This is a genomic window from Herbiconiux sp. 11R-BC (assembly GCF_049472555.1).
In the GTDB taxonomy this organism is placed as follows: Bacteria; Actinomycetota; Actinomycetes; order Actinomycetales; family Microbacteriaceae; genus Herbiconiux.
Genome location: NZ_JBCEBO010000003.1, coordinates 1 through 23,704, shown reverse-complemented (window position 1 = coordinate 23,704; position 23,704 = coordinate 1). Strand labels below are relative to the sequence as shown.

The following is a 23,704-nucleotide window of genomic DNA, read 5'->3' as shown; positions in this document are numbered from 1 at the left end:
TTGCACTTGCGGTTCACCGCACAACCTGGGAGAAAGCTATGCGTGGGCTTGGCCCCCGTTATAGGGTCAAGCCGTCGGCGCGGGACGCCGGCACCGGGGTGAGAACGTGATCGGTCGCGGCGGCGCGACGAGCGGTTCACCCTGCCCGGAATGCCGTTCTCTCCGCCACTGATCCGCCTCACGCCCGGCCCACCCCACCCCACCCCACCCCACCCCGACCCGGGATCATGGAGCAGAACATGCAGAAGCGAACCATCGTCATGGCCGCCCTCGCCGCGGCCGTCCTCGCCAGTGTGGCGATCGCCTCACCGGCCGCCGCCTGGCAGCATCATTCCGAATCCGACGCCCCGGACCTCCGCTTCGATCCGGTGGCGACGCTTGCCGACGGGCTCACCTCGCCCCTCAGCTTCGACGTCGACCGGAACGGGGATGCGGTGCTCTCGCAGAACTTCCTCGGTGAACTGACCGGCGTCACCGCCGACGACGTGAGCACGACGCTCGCGACCGCCGCCGCGCCCGGGCAGGAGATCGGCGCCGTGTCGACACGCCGTGGCACCGTCTACTTCACTCAGAACGACCAGCCGAACGGCGTGGCCCAGCTGATGTCGCTCGAGGAGGGCGGCACCCCAAAGCTACTGGCCGACCTCGGCGCCTACGAGGCGGCGAACAATCCCGACCAGGTGAACACCTACGGCTTCTCCGACCTCGCCCCCGCGTGCGCGGCCCAGATCGACCCGAACGGACCGGCCGGCCCGCCGACGTACACGGGCACGGTGGACTCGCATCCGTATGCCTCCCTCGCCCTGCGCGACGCCATCTACGTGGCGGACGCGGGCGGCAACGACATCCTGCGAGTCGGCTACGACGGCGAGATCTCGACAGTGGCCGTGCTGCCGCCGACCGAACCGGTGACGGTGACGGCCGACGTGGCCGCGGCCTTCGGATTCCCGGACTGCGTCGCCGGCCACGGCTACGCCTTCGAACCGGTACCGACCGACGTCGAGCGCGGCGAGCACAGTGCTCTCTACGTCTCCTCGCTTCCGGGCGGACCCGAGGATGCGAGCCTCGGCTTGCGAGGCAGCGTCTTCTCGGTCGACCCCGAGTCGGGTGACTCGGAGCTCCTGGCCACCGGATTCGCCGGCGCCACCGGCATCGCTGTGGATAAGGACACCGGCGTGGTGCTCGTGGCCGAACTGTTCGGCGGAGCCGACGGCACCGGGCAGATCTCGGCCGTGGCCACTCGCTCGGGAGACGTTCTCGCCACCTACGCGGTGCCGTCGCCGGCGGCGCTGGAGCTGCGTGACGGTCTCGTCTACGCCACGACGAACGCCTTCGTGCCCGACGCATCCGGAAATCCCCAGCCGATCGGGCAGCTGACCACCTGGCAGCTCACCGACCAGAACGACGGGCAGTGCTGGGGCGACGACGGCGAGCACGAGGAGGAGCAGAACTAGAAGCAGGCACCCGCCGCTCCCGCGCTCGGACTACTGGCCGTAGAAGAGGCGCTCGAACACGGTGCGGGCGCGGCGGGTGACGCCGAGGTAGTCCTCCTCCAGCCGGGTGGCGGAGCCGGGCGGGTACTCCATCAGGCGGGCGACCCCCTCGAGCTGCCGGCGGTCGGAGGGCAGCACGTCGGCCGTCTTGTTGGTCCACAGCGTCATCGCCGAGCGCGCGCGGGAGGCGAAGATCCAGGCCGCGTGGAGCTTGCGCGTGTCGTCGTGGTTGATGAGCTCCGCCGCCTCCGCGGCGGCGAGGGCGTCGAGTGTCGAGGTGGTGCGCAGCTGGGGCAGACGCCAGGCGTGCTGCAACTGCAGCAGCTGCACGTACCACTCGACGTCGCTCAATGAACCGCGCCCGAGTTTCAGGTGCCGCGCAGGGTCGGCCCCCTGGGGCAGGCGCTCCTTCTCCACACGCGCCTTGATGCGCTTCACCTCGCGGATCTCGGTCTCGGAGATCGCCGGCGGATAGCGCACGGTGTCGGCCAGCGTGTGGAAGGCCTGGATCAGCGCCCGGTCGCCCGCCACGCCGTTCGCCCGGAGCAGAGCCTGGGCCTCCCAGGTGAGCGACCACCGCTCGTAATAGGCGGCGTAGGAGTCGAGCGAACGCACCGCCGGGCCGTTCTTGCCCTCGGGGCGTAGATCGATGTCGAGGTCGAGCGGCAGCCGGTTGTCCTCGGTGAGCCGCACCAGCTCGTTGACGATGAACTGCGCCACCGACTGGGCGGTCTGCGGGTCGACCCTCACCGCCCGGTAGACGTAGAGCACGTCGGCGTCGGAGCCGAAGCCGAGCTCGGCCCCGCCGTAGCGGCCCATGCCGATGATCGCGAACTCGATGCCGTCGCCCGAGGCCGGCGCGGCCGACTGCCGGATGACGCTCAGGGTGCCTTCGAGGTGCACGGTGGTGATGTCGGTGAGCGCGAGCCCGAGTTCCTCGACGGTGATCATTCCGAGGATCGACGCGATCGCCATCCGCAGCACCTCGCGGCGCCGAGCGGTGCGCAGAGCCATCGCCGCCGCATCCGGAGTGTCGTGGCGGGCCACGATGGCGCGCGTCTCGTCGGCGAGCACCGCCATCGGGCGCGGCCTCAGCTCCTCGTCGTTCTCGAGCCAGGCAGCGGCCTCCGGGATGCGCTCGAGCAGCTCTCCGACGAAGCGGGAGCCCGAGAGCACCTGGGTGAGTCGCGCCGCCGCGCCGGAGGAGTCGCGCAGCATGCGCAGGAACCAGTAGGTCTCGCCGAGTGCGTCGGAGAGCCGGCGGAAGGCGAGCAGGCCGTAGTCGGGGTCGGCACCGTTGGAGAACCACTGCAGCATCACCGGCAGCAGGGTGCGCTGGATGGCGGCCCGCCGGGACACGCCGGCCGTCATGGCCGCGATGTGGGCCAGAGCGCCGCGCGGGTCCTGGAAGCCGATCGCCGCGAGCCGGGCCTCGGCCTGCGCGCTCGTGAGGGCCTGCTCGTCGGGCGAGAGGGCGGCGACGGCGGCGAGCAAGGGGCGATAGAACAGCCGCTCGTGCAGGGTGCGCACCCGCACCTTGATGGCCGTCCAGCGGGCGATCAGCTCGTCGGCGCTCCCCGCCAGGCCGCTGCCGCGGGCGAGCACCCGCTGTTCGGTCTCCTCGCGCGGCATCAGGTGGGTGCGGCTCAGCTGCCGCAACTGCATGCGATGCTCGAGCAGCCGGAGGATGCGGTAGTCCTGCGCGAACTCCACCGACTCCACCCGCCCGATGTAGCCGCCCTCGGCCAGTGCCGCGAGAGCCGCGAGCGTGCTCCCCTGTCGCACCGAGGCATCGATCTGACCGTGCACGAGCTGCAGCAGCTGCACGGTGAACTCGATGTCGCGCAGGCCGCCGGGGCCGAGTTTCAGCTGGTATTCCACGTCGGCCGGCTTGATGTGCTCGGTCACGCGCTCGCGCATCCGCTGCACCGACTCCACGAAGTTCTCGCGCGACGAGCTCGACCACACCTTCGGCGCCACGAGTTCGACGTAGGCGGCACCCAGCTCCGGATCGCCCGCGAGCGGGCGCGCCTTGAGCAGCGCCTGGAACTCCCAGTTCTTGGCCCAGCGCTCGTAGTAGGCCGCGTGCGACTCGAGCGAGCGCACGAGTGCGCCGGCCTTGCCCTCCGGGCGGAGGTTGGGGTCGACCTCCCAGAGACCGGGCTCGAGGCCGGTCTCGCCGATGCCGCGCATGGTCACCATGGCGAGGCGTGTGCCGATCTCGACGGCGGTGCTCGTGGGCAGGATGCCGTCGCCTGGGTTGCCCGGGTCGGCCGGGTCGCCCGCACTCCTGCCGCTCGACGCGAGTTCGCCGCCCTCGGCCACGAAGATCACGTCGACGTCGCTCACGTAGTTGAGCTCGCCTGCGCCGGCCTTGCCCATGCCGATGATCGCGAAGCGCGTGGCCCGCACCTCCTCGACCGGGAAGTGCCAGAGCCCGTGCCCCTTGGTGGACACCTGTGACCGCGCCACGGCGAGGGCCGCCTCGAGCGCGCCCGAGGCGAGGTCGGCGAGGCTGCGCGCCACCGTGTCGAGGCCGATGACGGGGTTCGCCTGCTCGAGGTCGAAGGCCGTCACCCGGGCGAGCAGCACGCGATAGCGGATGCGCAGGGCCGTCCAGGCGTCTTCGCCGAGCAGAGTGGAGAAACCGTCGACCGCGCCCACCGAGGCGAGGAGTTCTCGTTTCGCGATCTGCGCATCCGGGAGCGTGAGCTCCTCACCGCCCAGCGCCGGCAGCTGCGCAGGATGGCGGGCGAAGAAGTCCGTCAGCCCTTCGGAGGCGCCGAACACCCGCACGACCCGGTCGCGCGAGGCGGTGTCGGCCAGGACTCCGAGGATGGTCTCGGGCGCCCGCTGCTGGATGCGCTGCACGCTGCGCAGGGCGAGGTCGGGGTCGGCGGCGAGCTGGAACGAGGCGAGCAGCGCCTCCAGCTCGATGCCGGTCGACGCCGCGAGCTCCCGCAACCCCTCACCGGCCCGGCCGAGATCGGCGAAGCCGACCCGGGCCAGATCGGTGAGGCTGGTCTGCGAACGGGGCATCAGGAGGTTTCGGTGGGCTAATCGGTTCAGAGGAGATTCATTCGCGCCGGCCGCAGGCCGACGCCATGTGCACGGTGCGCCGGCCGCAGGCCGACGCCATCAACTCAGAGGATCTCGAGGTTCGACTGCAGCTCGTACGGGGTGACCTGCGCGCGGTAGGCCTTCCACTCCTGCCGCTTGTTGAGCAGCACGTAGTTGAACACCTGCTCGCCGAGCGTCTCGGCCACGAGCTCGGACTCCTCCATCAGGCTGATGGCGCGGTCGAGCGAGGCCGGCAGGGCGTCGTAGCCGAGCGCCTTGCGCTCCGCGTCGGTGAGGCTCCACACGTTGTCCTCCGCCTCGGGCGGCAGCTCGTAGTTCTCCTCGATGCCCTTGAGGCCCGCCGCCAGCAGCAGCGAGTAGGAGAGGTACGGGTTGGCCGCCGAGTCGATGGCCCGGTACTCGATGCGCGACGACTGGCCCTTGTTGGGCTTGTAGAGCGGCACGCGCACGAGCGCGGAGCGGTTGTTGTGGCCCCAGCAGACGAAGCTCGGGGCTTCGTCGCCGCCCCAGAGGCGCTTGTAGGAGTTCACGAACTGGTTCGTGACCGCCGTGATCTCGGGCGCGTGCTTGAGCAGGCCTGCGATGAAGTTGCGGCCGATCTTCGACAGCTGGTACTCGGCGCCGGCCTCGTAGAAGGCGTTGGCGTCGCCCTCGAAGAGCGAGAGGTGCGTGTGCATGCCCGAACCCGGGTGGCCCGAGAGCGGCTTGGGCATGAACGTGGCGTAGACGCCCTGCTCGATGGCCACCTCTTTGATGACCGTGCGGAAGGTCATGATGTTGTCGGCCGTGGTGAGCGCATCCGCGTACCGCAGGTCGATCTCGTTCTGGCCGGGACCCGCCTCGTGGTGGCTGAACTCCACCGAGATGCCGAGGTCTTCGAGCATCCGCACCGAACGACGGCGGAAGTCGTGCGCGGTGCCACCGGGCACGTTGTCGAAGTAGCCGGCCGAGTCGACCGGCTCGGGGCCCTCGGGGCCGTACTTCGACGACTTCAGCAGGTAGAACTCGATCTCGGGGTGCGTGTAGAAGGTGAAGCCGCGGTCGGCCGCCTTCGCGAGGGTGCGCTTCAGCACGTTGCGCGGGTCGGCCACGGCGGGCTGCCCGTCGGGCGTGGTGATGTCGCAGAACATGCGGGCGGTCGGGTCGATCTCGCCCCGCCACGGCAGGATCTGGAAGGTGGTGGGGTCGGGGTGCGCCAGCACGTCGGCCTCGAAGGAACGGGTGAGGCCCTCGATGGCCGAGCCGTCGAAGCCGAGGCCCTCGGCGAAGGCGCCCTCCACCTCGGCCGGAGCGATCGCGACGGATTTCAGGGTGCCCACGACGTCTGTGAACCACAGCCGCACGAACTTGATGCCCCGCTCTTCGATTGTGCGAAGAACGAAGTCCCTTTGCTTATCCATCGGCGGAACAAACCCTCTCTCCGGCACTGGTTCATGCCCCTATTAGGCTAGTGGCTATGCCGAGACTTCGCTTAGCGTTGGCCCAAACCAACCCCGTTCTGGGAGACCTCGAGGGCAACGCGCGCTCCGTCGTCGCGACCGTGCGCGAGGCGGTGGAACGGGGCGCCGACCTCGTGGCCTTCGGCGAGATGGTGGTCTCCGGCTACCCGATCGAAGACCTGGCGCTGCGCCCGAGCTTCCTCGCCGCCGCTCACGAGCGGGTCGGGATGCTCGCCCGCGAGCTCGCGGAGGCCGGCCTCGGCCACGTGCCGGTGATCGTCGGCCACCCCGACGGCCCGTTCGAGCCGCGGCTGCTCGGCACGAGCAACGCGCCCACGGCCATCGCCCAGAATGCGGCGAGCGTGCTGCAGAACGGCGAGGTGGTGGCGCGCTACGCCAAGCACCACCTGCCGAACTACTCGGTGTTCGACGAGTACCGCATCTTCATCCCGGGCGACGAACTGCTCATCCTGCGCCTGAAGGGCGTCGACGTGGCGCTCATCATCTGCGAGGACCTCTGGCGCGACGGTGGACCGGTGGGGCGGGTGCTGCACGCCGACGCGGGGCTGCTCGTGGTGATCAACGGCTCGCCCTACGAGCGCGACAAAGACGAGGTGCGCCTGCCGCTGGTGACGCGCCGGGCGGTGGAGACGGACACGATCGTGGCGTACGTGAACCTCGTGGGCGGGCAGGACGACCTGGTCTTCGACGGCGACAGTGTGGTGGTGGGCCGCGACGGCGCCATCCTGGCCCGCGCACCGCAGTTCGTCGAGCACCTGCTGATGGTCGACCTCGAGCCGGAGGGGGCGACGGATGCTCCGCTCACCGACGACATCCGCCGCGTCGAGCTCGCCCCGGCCGAGGTGCCCAAGCCCGCTCTCGCGGCCGATGTGGCCGAGCTGCCAGACGACCGGGAGCAGATCTGGAACGCCCTCGTGCTCGCGCTGCGCGACTACGTGGAGAAGAACGGGTTCCGCTCGGTCGTGCTGGGCCTCTCCGGAGGCATCGACTCGGCGGTGTGCGCGGCCATCGCGGCCGACGCCATCGGCCCGTCGCGCGTGTTCGGCGTGTCGATGCCCTCGCGCTACTCCTCCGACCATTCGCGCTCGGACGCCGACGACCTGGCCGAGCGCATCGGGCTGAACTTCCGCACCGAGCCGATCGCCGCCCTCGTCCTCCCGTTCGAGACCCAGCTCGGCCTCACCGACATCGCCGCCGAGAACCTGCAGGCGCGGGCGCGGGGCGTCATCCTGATGGGGCTGTCGAACCAGGAGGGGCACCTCGTGCTCACCACCGGCAACAAGAGCGAGCTGGCGGTGGGGTACTCGACGATCTACGGCGACTCGGTGGGCGGTTTCGCCCCGCTCAAGGACGTGCCGAAGCTGCTCGTCTGGGAGCTCGCGCGCTGGCGCAACGAGCACGCGCTCGCGCAGGGTCTCGTGGCGCCGATCCCGGAGAACTCGATCTCGAAGCCGCCGTCGGCGGAGCTGCGCCCCGATCAGACCGACCAGGACTCGCTGCCGGAGTACGACGTGCTCGACGCGATCCTCGAGGCGTACATTGACGGCGGCCAGAGCATCGCCGAGATCACCGCGCTCGGTTTCGACCGGGCCGAGGTGCAGCGCATCACCCAGCTCGTCGACCGCGCCGAATGGAAGCGCCGCCAGAGCGCCATCGGCCCCAAGATCTCCCGCACGGCCTTCGGCCGCGACCGCCGGCTGCCGATCACGTACCGACCGCACCTCTAGGCGACTGGGCACCTGCCGAGGGTCCCGCAGCGCACTTCTCCGCGCTCGGCCGGCCTTCGGCAGGTCGGGCGCTCATTGCCGCGCCGGTCCCCGCCCGGCGCGGGCGACATGTGAGCGTTCGGTCGCTGTCGCGGCCGAGCGCTCACCTTGGGTCGTCGGGCGCGGCCCGCTGGCTTCATTCACGTGCGAAGCACTGGCGGTGCCGGCCTTGTGAGCACAACTAGCTGGGGAGCACTACGATCCAGACGAACCAGGCGCCCATCGCGAGCCAGACCAGGGTGGCCGCCGCGGCGAGGGCGGCCGTGGCGCGGCCGGGGAGGCGCCAGACCGGGATGATGGCGAGGAAGCCGATGCCGAGAAGGATGCCGAGCCAGGGCGCGGTGGTGGGCACTCCGACCAGGTCGAAGGCGGGGAAAGCTGCGAGTTGCGCGGTCAGCACCACCCAGAGCGCGCCGAGGAACGCCACGCCCGTGAGCGGTGCGATGCCGGTGAAGAGCAGCAGCACGATCGGCTCGCGGCGGAGCGCCTGCACGAGCACCGCGATCAGCCAGCCCAGCAGCCAGAGGGCGGCGAACCCGGCGAAGATGAGCGGCACGGTGAGCTCGAAGAGGCTGCGTTGCTCCACCGCGGTCACCACCGAGGCGATGCGGGTGCTCTTGTGCACCTCCGAGGCGGGGATGGCCGGATGCGCGGCCACGCCGTCGGTGCAGCTGGTCGTCACCGCCGCCCCCGGCGAGGCGAGCCAGGTGGCCAGCTGATCCATCGCGCAGACGTCGTTCGTGGCGCCGGCGCGGCCGTTCGACTGCACGACCACGAGCTGGTTGTTCGGGAAGGCCGCCTGCCCCGACTGGGCCGCGGCCACCGAGACGAGCGGATCGGTGTCGCTCGCGAAGATGAGCGTCGGCTGCCCGACCGCCACCGCGGAGCGGGTCTCGATGCCCGACGCGGGGAGGCCGAGGCCGGCACAGATCTTGTCGGCGGCGGTCAGATAGGTGATCACCGGCAGCGGTTTCGGCGTGGTGTCGGCCGGCGCGCCCTCGGGCAGGGGCTCGGTCGGGTCGGCCGACCAGAACGGCTGCTCGTCGCGGCAGGACTCGAGCCAGTACTGCCCGAGGTTGATGGTGGTCAGATGCGCGAGGGCCTCCGGGATGAACGGGTCGATCGCATCCTTCTCCCCCGCCGCCAGGCGCGAGAGCAGGTAGGGCACCGCCTCGGCCGTGTCGGGGTCGTAGAGCACCTGCTGCACGATGGTGACGAGATCGGATCCGGTCAGCGAGTAGTAGCGCTGCTGGCCGCTGACGGGGTTGGTGAGCAGGCCGTGCACCGGCTTGTCGCTGAACAAGCCCTCCGCGGTCACGAGATCGGCGTTCAGATCGGGGTAGGCGCCGTTCGACCGGGCCGAGAGGTTCGTGAGGGCATCCGAGAGGGCGAGGTAGGCGTCGCCCTTGAGGTCGCGATCGATGGGCGAGAAGGAGTCGAGCACCACGGCGTCGACCCCGGCCTGATCGCGCACGGCGGCCAGCTGCATCACCTTGGTCGACCAGGAGTCGCCGTAGAGCGTCCAGGTGGGGTAGTTCAGCAGCTGCCGCAGCTCGATCAGATCGGAGGCGGTGCTGGCTTTCGTGTAGGCCGTCGGGTCGCCCCCCGCCTTCTGGAACGCCGTCATGCAGTCCTTCATGGCGAGCGTGACCTCGGTCATCTCGGTGGCCGGCGAATCCGACTTCGTGAAGGTGTCGACGTACTTCGACGTCGCCGCCGGGCAGTCCAGCGACGCGCTCGACTCGGTGCTGCCGCGCTGGGCGAGCACCACCACGTCACGGGCGCCCCCGATGCGCGGGTCGGCCGCGAGAGCGAGCGCCACCGCGGTGGACGTCTGCCCCGGGCCCCCGGCCATGGTGACGATCGGCGTTCCGGTGGCCGGCTGCGTCGACGCGGGAATGACGACGTACGGCATCTCGATGGCCCGGGTCGAGGGGTTGTCGCGGTTCTCCGGGGCCGTGAGGGTGCCGCAGTGCGCCGTGGCGGGCAGACCGGCGGGGCAGTCCGCCTCGGCCACGGTGGAGGCGCTCGCCGAAACGGGATGAGCGGAGACCAGCAGCGCTGCCAGGGCCGCTCCCAGCACCAGCTGCGCAACAATTCGACGGCCCACGTCTCCCTTTCGATTCCGGGTCAGGATCCACGCATTCGGGTTACGTGCCCATCAACCTAACGCATCGGCCGCTCAAAGCAGCCGAACTAGACTGGCGACATGCCAGAGCAGTCATCGACGCCCGAGAAGCCCGTCTCCAAGCGCGTGCGCACCCGTCACTTCCAGAACGCGAAGGACAACGGGATCGTCATCACGGGCCTCACGAGCTACGACCAGCTCTCGGCGCAGATCTTCGACGAGGCGGGCATCGACTTCCTGCTCGTCGGCGATTCCGCGGGCAACAACGTCTACGGCTACGACACCACGCTGCCCGTCACCGTCGACGAGCTCATCCCCCTCGCCCGTGCGGTGGCCGGGTCGGTGTCGCGCGCCTTCGTGGTGGCCGACATGCCGTTCGGCTCCTACGAGAACAGCGCCGAGGAGGCGCTGCACACCGCGGTGCGGTTCATGAAGGAGACCGGGTCGCACGCCGTGAAGCTGGAAGGCGGGGTGCGCAGTGCCGACAAGATCCGCCGCATCGTGGATGCCGGCATCCCGGTGATGGCGCACATCGGCTTCACCCCGCAGAGCGAGCACGGTCTCGGCGGACACATCATCCAGGGCCGCGGGGAGGGCGAGGCCCAGCTGCTCGCCGACGCCCTCGCGGTCGAGGAGGCCGGGGCGTTCTCGGTGGTGCTCGAGATGGTGCCCGCCGAGGCGGCGAAGAAGGTCACGGCGGCCCTGCGCATCCCGACCATCGGTGTCGGCGCGGGCCCCCACGTCGACGGGCAGTTGCTCGTGTGGACCGATTTCGCCGGGTTCTCGACCGGGCGCATCCCCAAGTTCGTGAAGCAGTACGCCGACCTGCGCGGTGTGCTGACGGATGCGGTGACGAGCTTCCGCGAGGATGTCGCCGAGCACCGGTACCCTGGCCCAGAACACAGCTACGACTAGCAGCACCCGCGACGATCAAGCATGGAGACGACGGAGGAATCATGAGCGAAGACCCCTCGAAGCAGTACTGGTACAACATCAAGACCGGGGCGGTCGAGAAAGGCTACGAGTCGTCGGTGGTCGACCGGGTCGGGCCGTTCGAGACCCACGAGGAGGCCGAGCACGCTCTCGAGACCCTGCGCGCGAACAGCGCGAAGTGGGCCGAAGACGACGCGGCCGAGCGATGACGGAGAACACACCCGACGAGGTCGCGGTCGGCATCGACATCGGCGGCACCGGCATCAAGGGTGCCATCGTGAACGTCACCACGGGTGAGCTGCTCACCGAGCGCAAGAAGCTGCCCACGCCCGAGGGCGGCAAGCCCGACGACATCGCGGCGACGGTGGCCGAGCTGGTCGACGCGCTCGGCGAGATCCCGGCGCACGCCTCCGTCGGCATCTGCTTCCCCGCGGTCGTGCGCCACGGCGTGACCATGTCGGCGGCGAACGTGTCGAAGAAGTGGATCGGCTTCGAGGCCGAGAAGCTCTTCGAGAAGACGCTCTCGCGGGACATCACCTTCGTGAACGACGCCGACGCGGCGGGCTTCGGCGAGGTGCGTTACGGAGCCGCGAAGGGCAAGGGCGGACTCATCATCGTCACGACGCTCGGCACCGGCATCGGCAGCGCCCTCATCTACAACGGCGTGCTCATCCCGAACGCCGAGCTCGGCCACCTCGAGATCGACGGCGTCGACTACGAGACGAAGGCGGCCTACTCGGCGAAGGAGCGCGAAGCCCTCAGCTGGAAGAAGTGGGCCGAGCGCCTGCAGAAGTACTACACGACGCTCGAGAGGCTCTTCTCCCCCGACCTGTTCCTCGTGGGCGGCGGCGTGTCGAAGAGCTACGAGGAGTTCCTCCCGCTGCTGTCGCTCGACACGCCGATCATCCCGGCCGAGCTGCGCAACAACGCCGGCATCCTCGGTGCGGCCTGCCTGTCGACCATGAAGACGACGTTCCTCGAGTAGCCGGCACACCCGCCGACCGGCCCGCGGCATCCGTGCCACGGGGACATCTGTGCCGTAGGCTGATGGACGGTGAACAGGCCGGCAGACGGTCGCGTCGCCGCGCTCGTGCTTCGTGCACGGGTGCGGTGCCGAGGAACGTCCGGGCTCCACAGAGCAGGGCGGTGGGTAACACCCACCCGGGGCAACCCGCGAGACAGTGCCACAGAAAGTAGACCGCCACGGGCTTCGGCCCGAGGTAAGGGTGAAACGGTGGTGTAAGAGACCACCAGAGGCTGCGGTGACGCAGTCGGCTCGGTAAACCTCGCCCGGAGCAAGGTCAGACAGGATGCGCTAACGCTGCTCGCTCAGCATCCGGGTAGACCGCTTGAGGGTTGCGGCAACGCAACTCCTAGATAGATGGCCGTCAGGGAGCTCGCTCCCCTACAGAACCCGGCGTATCGCCGGCCTGTTCATCTGCCTCGGGCGCCGTGCTACGCGCGGCGTCCGAGGGTCGCGCCGGCGGGTCTTCTGCCGTGGGCGCCGTGCTTCGCGCGGCGTCCACGGGTCGCGCCGGTCCCTGCCCGGCGCTCCGCGACATGTGAGCGTGCGGTCGCTGGCGCGGCCGCGCGCTCACCTTGGGTCGTCGAGAAGGGCCTGTTGCGTTGGTTATCGATGCCGTCGGGTCTGGATGCCGTCGGGTCGGGTGGGAGCGCGTTGGTTCTCGACGGCGTCGGGTATGGACGCCGTGCGCTTGGGTGGGAGCGCGGTGGGTGGGGCGGGGGCGGGTTAGAGGCCGGATTCTTCGGTGCGGATCAGGATGCAGTTGCTTTCGGGGTCGAGGACGACGTCGTCGTCGGCGGCGGCGCGGATGGCGGCGAGGTCGCTGCCCGTGATGGCCACGTTGCTGCCCATCGAGATGCCCCGCTGCAGCAGTGCGGCGCCGATGCCGTAACGCTCGCGCTGCCGCTCGTAGAGGGCGAGCAGCTCGGCGCCGATGCCACCGGCGATCGCCGAGCGCTCGGAGCGTGCGACCTCGAGTTGCGCCTCGATGCGGGCCTTCTGCTCGTCGCGCTGGGCCACGAGCAGGCGCTCCTCGGTCGCGATGTCGTCGCGGCGCGCGGTGATGGCGGCGAGTCGCAGCTCGATCTCCTCCATGCGCTCCATCACGGTGAGCTCGATGTCCTCGAGGTTCGAGCGGCGCACGGCGAGCGAGGCGAGCTCGTGCTCGAGACCCTGGATGTCCTTCGACGACGAGCTGGCCTGCAGCCGTTCCCGGTCGCGCTTCTCGCGGGCGGCGACGGTCTGCACGTCGGCCTCGACCCGCGCGATCTCGGCCTTGGCGTCTTCGAGTTCGCCGTTCACCCCGCCGGCCTCCTGGCGTGCGGCGATGGAGTCGCGCTGCAGTTCAGCGAGCCGGGCCTCCTGGGGAAGCGTGCGCAGCGAGTGCAGCAGCTGCGACACCCGGTTGTCGGCGGCCTGCAGGTCGAGGAGCTTGCGTTGTTCGAGGGCCGGAGCCTTCATCTGTGGTTCCTTCGTTGTTCGTCGGGAAGAGGGGTGGTCGTCCGGCGCCGGTCATTGCGTGATGACGAAATCCCACGGGTCGGTGCGGAGGTCGCTCACCACGAACTCCACCTCGGGCAGGGCCTCGGCGAGCTGCGCGGCCGCGGTCTCGAGCCAGAGCCACTCGCTCGCCCAGTGTGACACGTCGACGAGCGCCGGACCGGCGACACCGCCGGCGCCCGTGCCGAGCAGGCTCTGCTCGCGCGACTCGGAGGCCGGGTGGTGGCGCAGGTCGGAGGTGATGTAGACGTCTGCTCCCCGCACCAGCGGATGCGCGAGCAGCGAATCACCGGCCCCGCCGCAGAGGGCGACCGTCGAGACGGGCTGCTCGAACTCCCCCGAGACCCGCACGCCCGTACCCGTCGCCGGCAGGATCTCGCCGAGCTCGAGCGCGAGCCGGCCGAGCGTGGTCGGCTCGGCGAGCCGCCCGACGCGCCCGATTCCCGTACCGGGCCGGACGCCGGCTTCGATCGGCTGCTGCTCGAGCAGACCGAGCCGGCCGGCGAGCACCGAGGAGGTGCCGTCGTCGACGATGTCGGCGTTGGTGTGCGAGGCGATCAGGGCGCAGCGGGAGCGGATGAGCTTCGCGAGCAGCACCCCCTTGTACGTGGTTTCCGCCACCGAGGTCACTCCGCGCAGCAGCAGCGGGTGGTGCACGAGCAGCACGTCGGCCCCCGTGCCGACCGCTTGGTCGACGGTGGCGGACACGGCGTCGACCGCCAGCAGCACGCGCGAGACCTCGTCGTCGGGGGCGCCGCTCAGAAGACCCGGGGCATCCCAGGCCTCGGCGAAGGCGGTGGGCCAGAGCCGTTCGACCGCCGCGTTGAACTCGGTGAGTGTTGTGGGCACGGCTCCAGACTACTTCGCCGCCCGGCTGGGGCCCGAGCAGGCGGTCGACGAGCGCGCGCCCGCTCCGGTCGAGGTCAGGGCTCGAGCCCGACCAACCGGGCCGTCGTCTCCCAGAGCGCGCCCTGGAGGGCGATGTCGGAGGCTTGCTTCGCGACCGGGCCGTTCGGGCGCAGCCGGTCGAAGTACGCGCCGCTCGCGGCCGGCACGGGCACCGGGGAGGCGAGCGCGATGAGCGGCGCCGCGCCGACCTCGGGCGTGACCCCCCAGCGCCCGCGCGACACGGCGGTGCCGAAGCGGATGAGGGGCGAACCAGATCCGAAGCGGGTCACGACGGCCCCCGGATGCACGGAGTACGCCTCGATGCCGGCCCCGGCCTCCGCGGTGCGGCGGGCCAGCTCGCGGGTGAAGAGCACGACGGCGAGCTTCGCGGATCCGTACGCCCGCCATCCGCCTCGCCACGGCCGACCGGCGCCGTCGAGGTCGGCGAGGTCGATGTGGCCGAAGCGGTTCGCGACACTGGAGGTCGACACCACCCGCGCGTCGCCCTCGGCGGCGGCGGCCTGCTCGAGTCGCGGCAGGAGCATCCGGGTCAGGAGGTAGGGCGAGAGGTAGTTGTTCTGCAGCGTGGCGGAGTGTCCGTCGGGAGTGACGGTGCGGGTCGAGACCAGTCCCCCGGCGTTGTTGAGCAGCACGTCGATGCGGTCGTAGGCACCGAGGAGCTCGGCCGCGAGGGTGCGCACCTCGGCGAAGCGGGCGAAGTCGGCCACGAAGGGGCGGCCGCCGATGCGCTCGGCGACCTCCCGGGTGCGCTCGCGGTTGCGCCCGACCACGGCCACCGCATCCCCTCGTTCGGCGAAGTGCGCGGCGGCGACCGCACCGATGCCGGAGCTCGCGCCCGTGATGACGACCACCCGTTGTGCGCTCATCTCCCCAGCATCGCACGGGGCGCCGTCCACGGGCACAGAAGAACGCCTTCGCAGCCTCACGGGCAACCAGGGGGTACCTGCGTGACAGGTAGCGCGAGGGCCTCTCGTCGCGCAGACGTGCGGCTTACCGTGGGAGTCATCACCACCGAAGCGAGGAACCACATGCAGATCGAACCGCGCAAGCCCACCGTCAAGAACCCGCCCGAGCAGTTCGCCGGCGACGTCTGGCTCGACGTCATCGCCGCACCGCACACCGACGACCAGCGGATGACGGTCGCCACCGTGCGGTTCGCCCCGGGGGCCCGCACGGCGTGGCACTCGCACGCCCGTGGCCAGTATCTGCGGGTCACCGCGGGCGTCGCGCGCTTCGGCGACCGCGAGGGCAACATCCTCGAGGTGCGGCCCGGCGAGACGCTCTACACCCCACCGGGCCAGGAGCACTGGCACGCCGCCGGGGGCGAGGGCTTCATGGAACACATCATCATGATGGAGTCGGCCGACGATCCGTCGCAGAGTGCCGTCTGGGCCGAGCACGTGAGCGACGAGGACCTCGCCGGCCGCTGACTCCGGCCCGGCCCGGCGGCGTCCGCGTCGGCTCCGCTCAGGCAGCGGGGCTCAGGGGGTGGGGCTCAGGGGGCGGGGCTCAGCGTCGTGAGCGCGCAGGTCACCGAACCACCGCCCGGCACGGCGGTCGCGGCGTCGCAGGCCGGGGGCACGACGGTCTGCGCCAGAACGGCCCAGCCGACACAGGCCGCCACGACCACCACCCCCACGATCAGCGCCGCCCGGCCGGCCGCCCTCTCCCGCCACATCTCAGACCATCCCGAAGCGCTCGGAGTGCACGACGTCGCGTGGAACGCCGCCGGTGGCGAGCGCCGCCTCGACCGCGTCCATCATCGCGTCGGGGCCGCAGATGCAGAACGACGACCCGGGCGCGACCCCCGGGAGCCGGACGGCCACGAAATCGGCGTCCACCCGCCCTCGGGCGCCCGTCCAGGCATCCGAGGCCCGTGACAGCACGTGCACCACGGTGAGGTCGAGGCGCCGCTCGAGGTGCTCGATCTGCGCCAGGCACGCGATCGTGGTCTCGCTGCGGTTGCCGAGCCAGAGCTCGCAGCTTCGCCGGTCGCCGCGATCGGCGAGTGTCTCGAGCATGCTGAGCAGCGGCGTCACGCCCACGCCCGCCCCGATGAAGACGACCGGGCCCGTCTCCGGCAGCACGAAGGCGCCGAACGGGCCGTCGAGGTACATCGTCTCGCCGGGGACGAGATCGGCGATGTCGCGGCTGAACCGCTCGTGCTGCTTGATCGAGAACCGGATCGATTCGGGATGCTCGGCGCTCGACGAGATGGAAAAGGGATGGTACGTCAGCGCGAAGGGCGAGCGCCGCGCCTGGAGCCAGGCGAACTGGCCCGGATCGAAGTGGAACGGCCGCGTCAGCCGGGAAGCCGGGTCGCGAGGCCGGAGGGAGATCGTGGTGACCGCGTCGACATCCTGATCGATCGACTCCACCACCCACGGCCGCCGCTTGCGGAGGGCGGGCTTGAGCAGACGCACCCAGACGCCGAGGCCGACGAAGGCCGCGCTCAGCACGATCCAGAGCAACTGCTCCCACCACTGCCGCACGTAGTAGCCCACGAGCAGCACGTGGGCGAGCGCGGTCACCACCACGAGGAGGGCGAGCACCGCATGGGTCGCCTGCCAGGTCTCGTAGCTCATCCGCAACCGCTGCCGGAAGACCGACAGCACGATCACCGCGAGCAGCAGCACCCAGGACGCCACGGCGAACTTGGCCCGCAGCGGCGAGGTGAACACGTCGAGCAGGCCGAGGAACTGGGAGTCGACGAGGAACAGGATGATCGGATGCGCGAACACGAGCCCGGTGGCGAGGTAGGCCATCTGCCGGTGGAAGCCGAGCACGAGGTCCATGCCCACCGGATGCGCCACCACCATCGAGCGCGCCGCCATCACGAACTGCAGGCCGAACATCGCCAGGCCCACGAAGCCGAAGGCGACGGAGAGGTTGATCCAGAATCCGCGGCCGGGATCCATGCTGATCAGGCCGAGCGGCAGCGGCAGCACGACGAGCAGCGTGTACAGGGCGACCCAGATGGCCCAGGCCGCGCGGCTGCGCCGCCGCACCAGCCTGCGCACACTCCCCAACCCCGCCCCTCTCCGCGTCGATTCTAGCCTCGGCCCCGNSSTCAGCGSCCSGAGAGCACSCGSAYGAARTCGGCCAGGAACGCCTCGCGGTCGACGTCGAGCACCACCACCGTGTCGGGCGCGTCGGTGGTGGGCCAGCTCACCGGSAGSCCCTCSGCSGTGCGCACGAGGTGGGCGCGGAYSGMGWAGYSRTCGSYSGTGAYGTTCACSGGKCCYTCSACCTGCTTCGTGATCCACTCCGGCTGCACGAGCARMGCGGCSGCGAGTCCGTCGTGKGCCGRCGASACGCGGCGCCCCCAGGYGWRCTGGTAGAAGTCCATGTAGGCCTCGAGCACCTGMGCCGAGAASGTGCCCCACTCGGTKCCSGCRCGSTGCAGCGCCTGCACGGCCTGCTCGTCGACGATSGTSYSSGNCNGTSRCGTTSACGCCCACCATGACCAGSCGGTTGCGCGGCGCRGCGAACACMCGYGCSGCCGCCWCSGSGTCGTTCTGGATGTTCGCRTCGMCCATSWGCACCGTGCCGAGCGGCGGGAACGGGCCCGAGCCGCCCATGATCACGACCGAGCGGTAGAGGGTGAGCAGCTCCGGCTCGATCTCGAGCGCGAGNGCCNASRTTSGTSAGCGGRCCSAYCGGSAGRAGGTCGTAGTRGCCGGGGCGSGAGCGSCCGAGCTCSACSAGSAGYTCKGCRGMRSKCAGCGGSGAGARGTTCTTGGGSGYGATCGGCTCCGACCACAGGTCKCCGAGGCCGTCRNCGSCCGTGCACGNGCGNAGGCGATGYSSGCCTCSCCCWSGAYSGGCCCGGCSGCSCCSSSKGCCACSAGGGTGTCYTCGAGWCCSGCSACCTTGAGCACACGGGCGATGTTGGTGAGCGCCGACTCCACCGGGGTGTTGCCGTAGACGCTCGTGATCGCCGACAGCTCCACGTCGGCGCGGCCCGCGAGATACAGCAGAGCGAGAGCGTCGTCGATGCCCGTGTCGGTGTCGAGCACGACATGGAGCGTTTCAGCGCGAACGGATGCGCCAGCGGGCGGGTGGGTCATCGTGGGGTCCTTCTCCGGTTCGGTGGGGCAGGCGGGATCGGAGCCGTCGCGCGGATCGACCGCACCCGGCGCGAAGGCCGTCAGAGGTGGAGCACGCCGTCGGCCACCACGAGGCCGGAGCCGCTCAGCCGCACCCGGTCGCCCTCGACGACCACGCGGAGCAGGCTCGGCCGGCCGAGGGCGGCGCCCTGCTCCACGATCGCCACGGCGCCGGCCGGAACCCGTCCGGCCACGACGAGCCGCGCCACGAGCGGTCCGGCGGCGGTGCCGGTGGCCGGGTCTTCGGGAATCCCGGCGGTGGGGTTGAAGAACCGCGCGTAGGCGACCGTCCCGGCTGCACCCGCATCCGGCGCGGAGCCAGCCGCGGGAGACTCCGTGTACACGTAGCAGCCTTCGGCGTCGACCGAACGCAGCACCTCGAGCAGCGCGGCGCTGTCGGGGCGCGCTGCGTCGACCGCGTCGCGGTCGACCACCGGCACGAGCAGGTGCGGCGCACCGGTCGACACCACCTGTGCGGCGTCGGCCGAGACGAGGGATCCTGGGCCGAGACCGAGCGCGCGGGCGAGTTCCGCGGATCGGCCGGCATCGATCTCGGCGCCGAACAGCGGAGGCGACTGCTCCATCGTCACGATCGGAGCGCCCTCCGCGTCCCACGTCAGCTCCACGCCGAGCAGGTCGTCTCCGATCTCCTGCACGAATCGCGTCTCCCCGGACGGCAGCACGCCGGCCCGGGCCAGCCACAGCCATGCGCCCATCGCGTTGTGGCCGGCGCCGAACACCTCCACACCGGCCGGCGTGAACGATCGCAGCCGCCAGGTCGCGGTCTTCCCGGTGGGCCGCAGCAGGAAGGTGGTCTCCGATTGGTTGAACTCCCGGGCGATGGCCGCCAGCGTGGCCGGCGACAGGGCGTCCGCCTCGGGCACGAGAGCGAGCGGGTTGCCCGTCAGAGGCGAAGCGGCGAAGACGTCGACGACGTGGAACGGGACTTCGGAACCCATCTGCGCATCCATCCTTCCCGGCGGGCACAGCTCGTGCGCGGCACCGTCGCCTCGACACTAACCAGCGGGGGCCGACCCGCGGCGCAGGTTCCGGAATGTTTCATCGCGGGTGGCCGCGAAGGGCACCCGCGTCCTACACTCCTCACCGTGCCTCTCACGCTGCACCGCTCGCCGGTGGTCCTCCCGGTCGGCGCACCGGCGATCCGCGACGGCGGCGTCGCCGTTCTCGACGGCACCGTGGTGGCCGTCGGGGCGTACGACGCCGTGCTCCGGCAGCTGCGCGAGCGCGGCCCCGTGCATCCGGTGGAGTGGTTGGGCACGCTGACCCCGGGGCTCGTGAACGCCCACACGCACCTGCAGTACACCGACATGGCCGCCGTCGGCCTCGGAAGCTACGGCGGCTTCGAGGACTGGTCGCGCGCTTTCCAGGCGGCCTACGTGCAGCCGCACGACTGGCGCCGCTCCGCGGCGGACGGCGCCCAGGAGGCCATCCGCACGGGAACCACGGCCGTGGCCGACATCGCCACCGACCGTGAGGCCGCGACCGCGCTGCACGACGCAGGGCTGCACGGCATCGCCTTCTGGGAGGTCTTCAACTGGAAGATCGCCCGCTGGGATGACGACGGCCGGAACGCACTCACCCGGCAGCTGGCGCGCATCCCGGCTCCCCCGGTGTCGGGCATCTCTCCGCACGCCGTGTACTCCCTCGACACCGACGTGCTCCGCGACCTCGTGGCCTTCGCCGCCGAGCACGGGCTCCGGCAGCACATCCACGCGGCCGAGGCCGCCTCCGAGGACGAGTTCACACGCAGCGGCACGGGCACCCTCGCCGAGCAGTGGCGCCGCTACGGCCACCACGACCTGCAGCTGCTCGCCGGCGGCGGCACCGGGCTCGGCAGCATCGCCTACCTCGACTCCCTCGGCGCCCTCGATCCGACGACCCACCTCGCCCACGGCATCTACGTCGACGCCGACGATCGTGCGCGACTGCGCACGAGGGGGGTCTCCGTGGCCCTCTGCCCACGATCGAACGCCGTCATCGGCCTCGAACCGCCGCCCGTGCGCGCCTACCTCGACGAGGGAAACGCCATCGCCGTCGGCACGGACTCACGCTCCTCCTCGCCGTCGCTCGACGTGCTCGCCGATGTCGCGGAGCTCCACCGCCTGGCACGGCGGCAGGGCTACCACGGAGCTGACCTCGCGGAACGACTGCTCGAGGCGGCCACCCTCGGCGGCGCCCGCGCGCTCGGACTGCACGAGGGCGCGCGCCCGGCGGGTGCTCTCGCGCCGGGAGCGCGTGCCGACTTCGCCGTGTTCGACACCGCGAGCAGCGAACCGGCGGATGCGCTGGCCGAGCTCACCGAGTCCGGCGGCCTCGTCAGCACCACAGCCACATTCGTCGACGGCCGGCCTCTCTGGCTCGACCCGGTCGGCGACGGAAAGGAACGCATCCATGTCTGAGCCTCGCCCGCTTCTCTGGGGCCTCTACGAGCAGGCCTGCGTCGGCAACGGCTCCTCGGCCGTGAGTCTGTGGACGCACCCGGCCGACGAACGCCTCACCTCCACCGGTCTCCGCTACTGGCTCGACCTCGGCCGGCGCGCCGAGGAGGGCGGTCTCGACCTGTTCTTCTTCGGAGACGTGCTGGGGCTCTACGACACCTATGGCGGTTCGGCGGCCACGGCGCTGGAGTGGGGACTCGAGATCCCGGCGCACGACCCGCTGCTGCACATCCCCGCGCTGGCCGCGGTGACCGAGCGCATCGCCTTCGGGGCGACCGTGTCGACGACCTACGAGCACCCCTTCGCCCATGCGCGCCGGTTCAGCACGCTCGACCACCTCACCGCGGGCCGTCTCGCCTGGAACGTCGTCACCTCCTACCTTCCGGGCGCCGCCCGCAACTTCGGGCTCGACGTCATCGCGCACGACACCCGCTACGACCGGGCCGACGAGTTCCTCGACGTGGTGTACCGGCTCTGGGAGGCCAGCTGGGAGAACGGCGCCTACCTCGGCAGCAAGGCGGAGCGCCGCTTCGCTGACGCCTCGAAGGTGCACGAGATCGACTACCAGGGCACCCAGTTCCGGGTGGCCGGCCCCCACCTCAGCGTGCCGTCGCCGCAGCGGACCCCGCTGTTGATCCAGGCCGGCTGGTCGTCGCGCGGGCGAGAGTTCGCGGCACGCCACGCCGAGCTCATCTTCGTGGGCGAGTCCGACCCGGTGAAGATCCGCGAGGGTCTCGACGACATCCGGCGACGGGCTGCCGACCTGGGCCGCGACCCCGCGGAGATCCGTGCCGTCGTCGGGCTCAATCCCGTGATCGCGCCGACGCGCATCGCGGTGCAGGAGAAGATCGACGACTACCAGTCGTACTACTCCGCCGAGGCGCAGCTCGCGGCCTACGCCGGCTGGAGTGGCATCGACTTCACGAAGTACCGCGACGACGAGCCGCTCGTGAAGCAGGAGACGAACCACACGCAGATCGCCGCTGCGCGCTCGGACACCCCGCCGTTGCTCGCCGGCGACGTGCGCCGCCGCTTCAGCAAGGTCACGGCCTTCGCCGACGACCGCTTCATCGGCACCCCCGAGGAGGTCGCGGGCGAGATCGAAGGCTTCGTGGAGGAGTCGGGGGTCGACGGGTTCCTGCTGCACCAGTTCCTCTCACCCGGTTCGCTCGACGACTTCACGACGCTGCTCGCGCCCGGTCTCCGGGAGCGCGGCCTCTTCGGCCGCTTCCCCGCATCCGGAACCCTGCGTTCCCGGCTGCGCGCCGACGGCGCCGACCACCTCCCGGCCGACCACCCCGCGGCGGCCGTCCGGCGCCCCTGAACGCCCTTTTGTTACGCATTCTTTCGGAGTGTGTCGTCCGGTTTACCTCCCGATGGCGGCGACGCCCGGGGGTGATCAGAATGTGCTTCAGCATCACCTGCGTCACAGCACACCCGAACCGCACCGCCGGTGGCGAGCCCGCGCTCGCCCGTGAAAGGACCCCACCCCCATGGCACTCTCGCCGAAGCACGCACTCCCCCGTGCCCTCTCCGTCGTCGCCGTCGCCGGCACTCTCGCGCTCGTCGGCTGCTCGTCGGGCACGAGCACACCGGCCGCGACGACCGGCTCCACGACCGATTTCGGCGGCGTCAAGCTGACGGTCTGGAACAACATCGACTACGACCCCTACCAGAGCCTCCAGGAGAAGTACTTCGCCGACTGCGCCACGAAGCTGAACATCGAGGTCGACAACCAGACCATCACCGGCGACTACACCTCGAAGCTGCTGCAGGCCGCGAGCTCCAAGTCGCTGCCCGACATCGCGCTGCTCAGCACCGACGTCCAGCTGCCGCTGCTCGCCTCGCAGGGCGTGCTGAGCGACCTCGGCTCCCTCGGCGTGACCACCGACGGCCTCGAGGACAGCGTCGCCGCCCTCGGCCAGTACAAGGACACGCTGTACGGCCTCCCGGTTCAGGTCGAGGACTATGCGCTGTTCTACAACAAGGCGGCGTTCGCCGCGGCCGGGATCACCGCTGCCCCCACCACCTTCGACGAGCTCGTGGCCGATGCCAAGAAGCTCACGACCGCCGACCAGTACGGCGTCGCCTTCGCGGGCAACGCCACCGACGGGGCGGCACCGGTGTACTTCTTGCCGTTCCTGCTGAGCGCCGGCGGCGACCCCGCCGACCCCACCAGCGCTGGGGCCGTGGCCGCGGTCGACCTCTACAAGACCCTCGCCGACGACGGCAGCCTCTCGAAGGAGTTCGTGAACTGGGGCTGGGACGCCACCGACCAGTGGACGGGCGGCAAGGCGGCGATCACCGTCACCGGTCCGTGGCAGCTGGTGACCGACACCTCCTTCGACTACGGAATCGCACCGTTCCCCACCCTGAAGGCCGGCGGAGACCCGAAGGTGGGCCTGCTCGGCTACGCCTACGGGGTCGCCGCGCAGTCCGACCAGAACAAGGCCCAGGCCGCGGCGGCGCTCGTGAGCTGCCGCGCCTCGGAGGCGAACCAGCTCGAGACGGCGGTGCAGGGTGGCTACATCCCCGCGCTCACGAGCGCTCAGGCGAGCTTCGTCGAGAAGGTTCCCGGTGCGAAGCCGTTCGTCGACGCCGTCCCCACGGCGGTGAACACCGCGACGCTCGGCACCGACTGGAACACGCTCCAGCAGCAGTACGTGACGGCCATCCAGAACGCCACGGTCAACGGGGTGAGCGCCCAGCAGGCGCTGAGCGACGCCGTCGCCGGCAAGTGACCTCACCGACCATCGGGCCGCGCCGGCCGGAGCCSTCSCGMKCMGTGGGGGCTGCTCGTTCCGGCGATCGTGTTCTTCGCACTCTGCTTCGTGTTCCCGCT

The 23,704-nt window shown here is 70.8% G+C and carries 18 protein-coding genes, 1 other RNA gene and 1 pseudogene; 10 read left to right on the top strand and 10 right to left on the bottom strand.

Going from position 1 to position 23,704, the window contains the following annotated elements; genetic code table 11:
* Positions 1 to 239 precede the first annotated feature (239 nt).
* Complete coding sequence (locus VD659_RS08600; protein WP_423260715.1) at positions 240 to 1,454, top strand: ScyD/ScyE family protein; 1,215 nt, start codon at positions 240 to 242, stop codon at positions 1,452 to 1,454.
* A 30-nt stretch (positions 1,455 to 1,484) separates the two neighbouring features.
* Here the strand turns inward: VD659_RS08600 and VD659_RS08595 are convergent, their stop codons facing one another.
* Positions 1,485 to 4,532: a bifunctional [glutamine synthetase] adenylyltransferase/[glutamine synthetase]-adenylyl-L-tyrosine phosphorylase gene (locus VD659_RS08595; protein WP_423260714.1), complete on the bottom strand. Its 3,048-nt coding sequence runs from the start codon at positions 4,530 to 4,532 to the stop codon at positions 1,485 to 1,487.
* A gap of 104 nt (positions 4,533 to 4,636) precedes the next feature.
* Positions 4,637 to 5,974, bottom strand: a complete 1,338-nt coding sequence (locus VD659_RS08590; protein ID WP_137838487.1) for a glutamine synthetase family protein — start codon at positions 5,972 to 5,974, stop codon at positions 4,637 to 4,639.
* A gap of 56 nt (positions 5,975 to 6,030) precedes the next feature.
* Between VD659_RS08590 and VD659_RS08585 the strand changes: the two genes are divergently transcribed.
* A complete protein-coding gene (locus VD659_RS08585; RefSeq protein WP_423260713.1) occupies positions 6,031 to 7,761 on the top strand; it encodes an NAD+ synthase in 1,731 nt (576 codons plus the stop codon).
* A gap of 220 nt (positions 7,762 to 7,981) precedes the next feature.
* On the opposite strand, the gene VD659_RS08580 is transcribed toward VD659_RS08585, so the two are convergent.
* Positions 7,982 to 9,910 (bottom strand): alpha/beta hydrolase, encoded by a 1,929-nt coding sequence (locus tag VD659_RS08580; protein WP_423260712.1) that lies wholly within the window; start codon positions 9,908 to 9,910, stop codon positions 7,982 to 7,984.
* A gap of 99 nt (positions 9,911 to 10,009) precedes the next feature.
* Here VD659_RS08580 and panB point away from each other — a divergent pair, with 99 nt between their 5' ends.
* From panB to rnpB, 4 genes are all read left to right on the top strand, one after another.
* Complete coding sequence (gene panB, locus VD659_RS08575; protein WP_137838474.1) at positions 10,010 to 10,843, top strand: 3-methyl-2-oxobutanoate hydroxymethyltransferase; 834 nt, start codon at positions 10,010 to 10,012, stop codon at positions 10,841 to 10,843.
* A 41-nt stretch (positions 10,844 to 10,884) separates the two neighbouring features.
* Positions 10,885 to 11,070: an SPOR domain-containing protein gene (locus VD659_RS08570; RefSeq protein ID WP_137838473.1), complete on the top strand. Its 186-nt coding sequence runs from the start codon at positions 10,885 to 10,887 to the stop codon at positions 11,068 to 11,070.
* The gene (gene ppgK / locus VD659_RS08565; protein ID WP_423260710.1) at positions 11,067 to 11,846 is read left to right on the top strand and encodes a polyphosphate--glucose phosphotransferase; all 780 of its coding nucleotides are present in this window, start codon (positions 11,067 to 11,069) and stop codon (positions 11,844 to 11,846) included. Before VD659_RS08570 ends, ppgK begins: the two co-directional genes overlap by 4 nt.
* A 73-nt stretch (positions 11,847 to 11,919) precedes the next feature.
* An RNA gene (gene rnpB / locus VD659_RS08560) (RNase P RNA component class A) lies at positions 11,920 to 12,299 on the top strand.
* A 312-nt stretch (positions 12,300 to 12,611) separates the two neighbouring features.
* Here the strand turns inward: rnpB and VD659_RS08555 are convergent.
* The 3 genes from VD659_RS08555 to VD659_RS08545 form a co-directional block, all read right to left on the bottom strand.
* Complete coding sequence (locus VD659_RS08555) at positions 12,612 to 13,346, bottom strand: zinc ribbon domain-containing protein (RefSeq protein ID WP_423260709.1); 735 nt, start codon at positions 13,344 to 13,346, stop codon at positions 12,612 to 12,614.
* 51 nt (positions 13,347 to 13,397) lie between these two features.
* On the bottom strand, positions 13,398 to 14,234 hold the full coding sequence (locus VD659_RS08550; protein ID WP_423260708.1) for a Nif3-like dinuclear metal center hexameric protein: 837 nt from the start codon (positions 14,232 to 14,234) through the stop codon (positions 13,398 to 13,400).
* A gap of 74 nt (positions 14,235 to 14,308) precedes the next feature.
* The gene (locus VD659_RS08545; RefSeq protein WP_423260707.1) at positions 14,309 to 15,160 is read right to left on the bottom strand and encodes an SDR family NAD(P)-dependent oxidoreductase; all 852 of its coding nucleotides are present in this window, start codon (positions 15,158 to 15,160) and stop codon (positions 14,309 to 14,311) included.
* Positions 15,161 to 15,322: 162 nt separating this feature from the next.
* Here VD659_RS08545 and VD659_RS08540 point away from each other — a divergent pair, with 162 nt between their 5' ends.
* Positions 15,323 to 15,724 (top strand): cupin domain-containing protein, encoded by a 402-nt coding sequence (locus tag VD659_RS08540; RefSeq protein WP_423260706.1) that lies wholly within the window; start codon positions 15,323 to 15,325, stop codon positions 15,722 to 15,724.
* 65 nt (positions 15,725 to 15,789) lie between these two features.
* Here the strand turns inward: VD659_RS08540 and VD659_RS08535 are convergent, their stop codons facing one another.
* The 4 genes and pseudogenes from VD659_RS08535 to VD659_RS08520 form a co-directional block, all read right to left on the bottom strand.
* Positions 15,790 to 15,972 (bottom strand): hypothetical protein, encoded by a 183-nt coding sequence (locus VD659_RS08535; RefSeq protein ID WP_423260705.1) that lies wholly within the window; start codon positions 15,970 to 15,972, stop codon positions 15,790 to 15,792.
* A 1-nt stretch (position 15,973) separates the two neighbouring features.
* On the bottom strand, positions 15,974 to 17,314 hold the full coding sequence (locus VD659_RS08530; protein WP_423261085.1) for a ferredoxin reductase family protein: 1,341 nt from the start codon (positions 17,312 to 17,314) through the stop codon (positions 15,974 to 15,976).
* A 429-nt stretch (positions 17,315 to 17,743) separates the two neighbouring features.
* A pseudogene (locus tag VD659_RS08525) lies at positions 17,744 to 18,364 on the bottom strand (nucleoside hydrolase); the annotation flags it as partial.
* Positions 18,365 to 18,444: 80 nt separating this feature from the next.
* On the bottom strand, positions 18,445 to 19,362 hold the full coding sequence (locus VD659_RS08520; protein ID WP_423260704.1) for a PhzF family phenazine biosynthesis protein: 918 nt from the start codon (positions 19,360 to 19,362) through the stop codon (positions 18,445 to 18,447).
* A 147-nt stretch (positions 19,363 to 19,509) separates the two neighbouring features.
* Here VD659_RS08520 and VD659_RS08515 point away from each other — a divergent pair, with 147 nt between their 5' ends.
* The 3 genes from VD659_RS08515 (at position 19,510) to VD659_RS08505 (ending at position 23,603) form a co-directional block, all read left to right on the top strand.
* Entirely contained in the window at positions 19,510 to 20,823 is a 1,314-nt protein-coding gene (locus tag VD659_RS08515; protein WP_423260703.1) for an amidohydrolase family protein, read from the top strand.
* The gene (locus VD659_RS08510) at positions 20,816 to 22,186 is read left to right on the top strand and encodes an NtaA/DmoA family FMN-dependent monooxygenase (protein WP_423260702.1); all 1,371 of its coding nucleotides are present in this window, start codon (positions 20,816 to 20,818) and stop codon (positions 22,184 to 22,186) included. Before VD659_RS08515 ends, VD659_RS08510 begins: the two co-directional genes overlap by 8 nt.
* A gap of 169 nt (positions 22,187 to 22,355) precedes the next feature.
* Positions 22,356 to 23,603 carry a sugar ABC transporter substrate-binding protein gene (locus VD659_RS08505; RefSeq protein ID WP_423260701.1) on the top strand — a complete coding sequence of 416 codons (1,248 nt, stop codon included), beginning with the start codon at positions 22,356 to 22,358 and terminating at the stop codon, positions 23,601 to 23,603.
* The last annotated feature ends 101 nt before the right edge of the window (positions 23,604 to 23,704 follow it).

Excerpts from the sequence above, each read along its gene's own strand:
- VD659_RS08570 (WP_137838473.1), top strand. The coding sequence starts at position 10,885 with ATGAGCGAAGACCCCTCGAAGCAGTACTGGTACAACATCAAGACCGGG.
- VD659_RS08520 (WP_423260704.1), bottom strand. The coding sequence starts at position 19,362 with ATGGGTTCCGAAGTCCCGTTCCACGTCGTCGACGTCTTCGCCGCTTCG.
- VD659_RS08505 (WP_423260701.1), top strand. The coding sequence starts at position 22,356 with ATGGCACTCTCGCCGAAGCACGCACTCCCCCGTGCCCTCTCCGTCGTC.
- panB (WP_137838474.1), top strand. The coding sequence starts at position 10,010 with ATGCCAGAGCAGTCATCGACGCCCGAGAAGCCCGTCTCCAAGCGCGTG.
- ppgK (WP_423260710.1), top strand. The coding sequence starts at position 11,067 with ATGACGGAGAACACACCCGACGAGGTCGCGGTCGGCATCGACATCGGC.
- VD659_RS08585 (WP_423260713.1), top strand. The coding sequence starts at position 6,031 with ATGCCGAGACTTCGCTTAGCGTTGGCCCAAACCAACCCCGTTCTGGGA.
- VD659_RS08590 (WP_137838487.1), bottom strand. The coding sequence starts at position 5,974 with ATGGATAAGCAAAGGGACTTCGTTCTTCGCACAATCGAAGAGCGGGGC.
- VD659_RS08600 (WP_423260715.1), top strand. The coding sequence starts at position 240 with ATGCAGAAGCGAACCATCGTCATGGCCGCCCTCGCCGCGGCCGTCCTC.
- VD659_RS08595 (WP_423260714.1), bottom strand. The coding sequence starts at position 4,532 with ATGCCCCGTTCGCAGACCAGCCTCACCGATCTGGCCCGGGTCGGCTTC.
- VD659_RS08555 (WP_423260709.1), bottom strand. The coding sequence starts at position 13,346 with ATGAAGGCTCCGGCCCTCGAACAACGCAAGCTCCTCGACCTGCAGGCC.
- VD659_RS08535 (WP_423260705.1), bottom strand. The coding sequence starts at position 15,972 with ATGTGGCGGGAGAGGGCGGCCGGCCGGGCGGCGCTGATCGTGGGGGTG.
- VD659_RS08510 (WP_423260702.1), top strand. The coding sequence starts at position 20,816 with ATGTCTGAGCCTCGCCCGCTTCTCTGGGGCCTCTACGAGCAGGCCTGC.
- VD659_RS08540 (WP_423260706.1), top strand. The coding sequence starts at position 15,323 with ATGCAGATCGAACCGCGCAAGCCCACCGTCAAGAACCCGCCCGAGCAG.
- VD659_RS08545 (WP_423260707.1), bottom strand. The coding sequence starts at position 15,160 with ATGAGCGCACAACGGGTGGTCGTCATCACGGGCGCGAGCTCCGGCATC.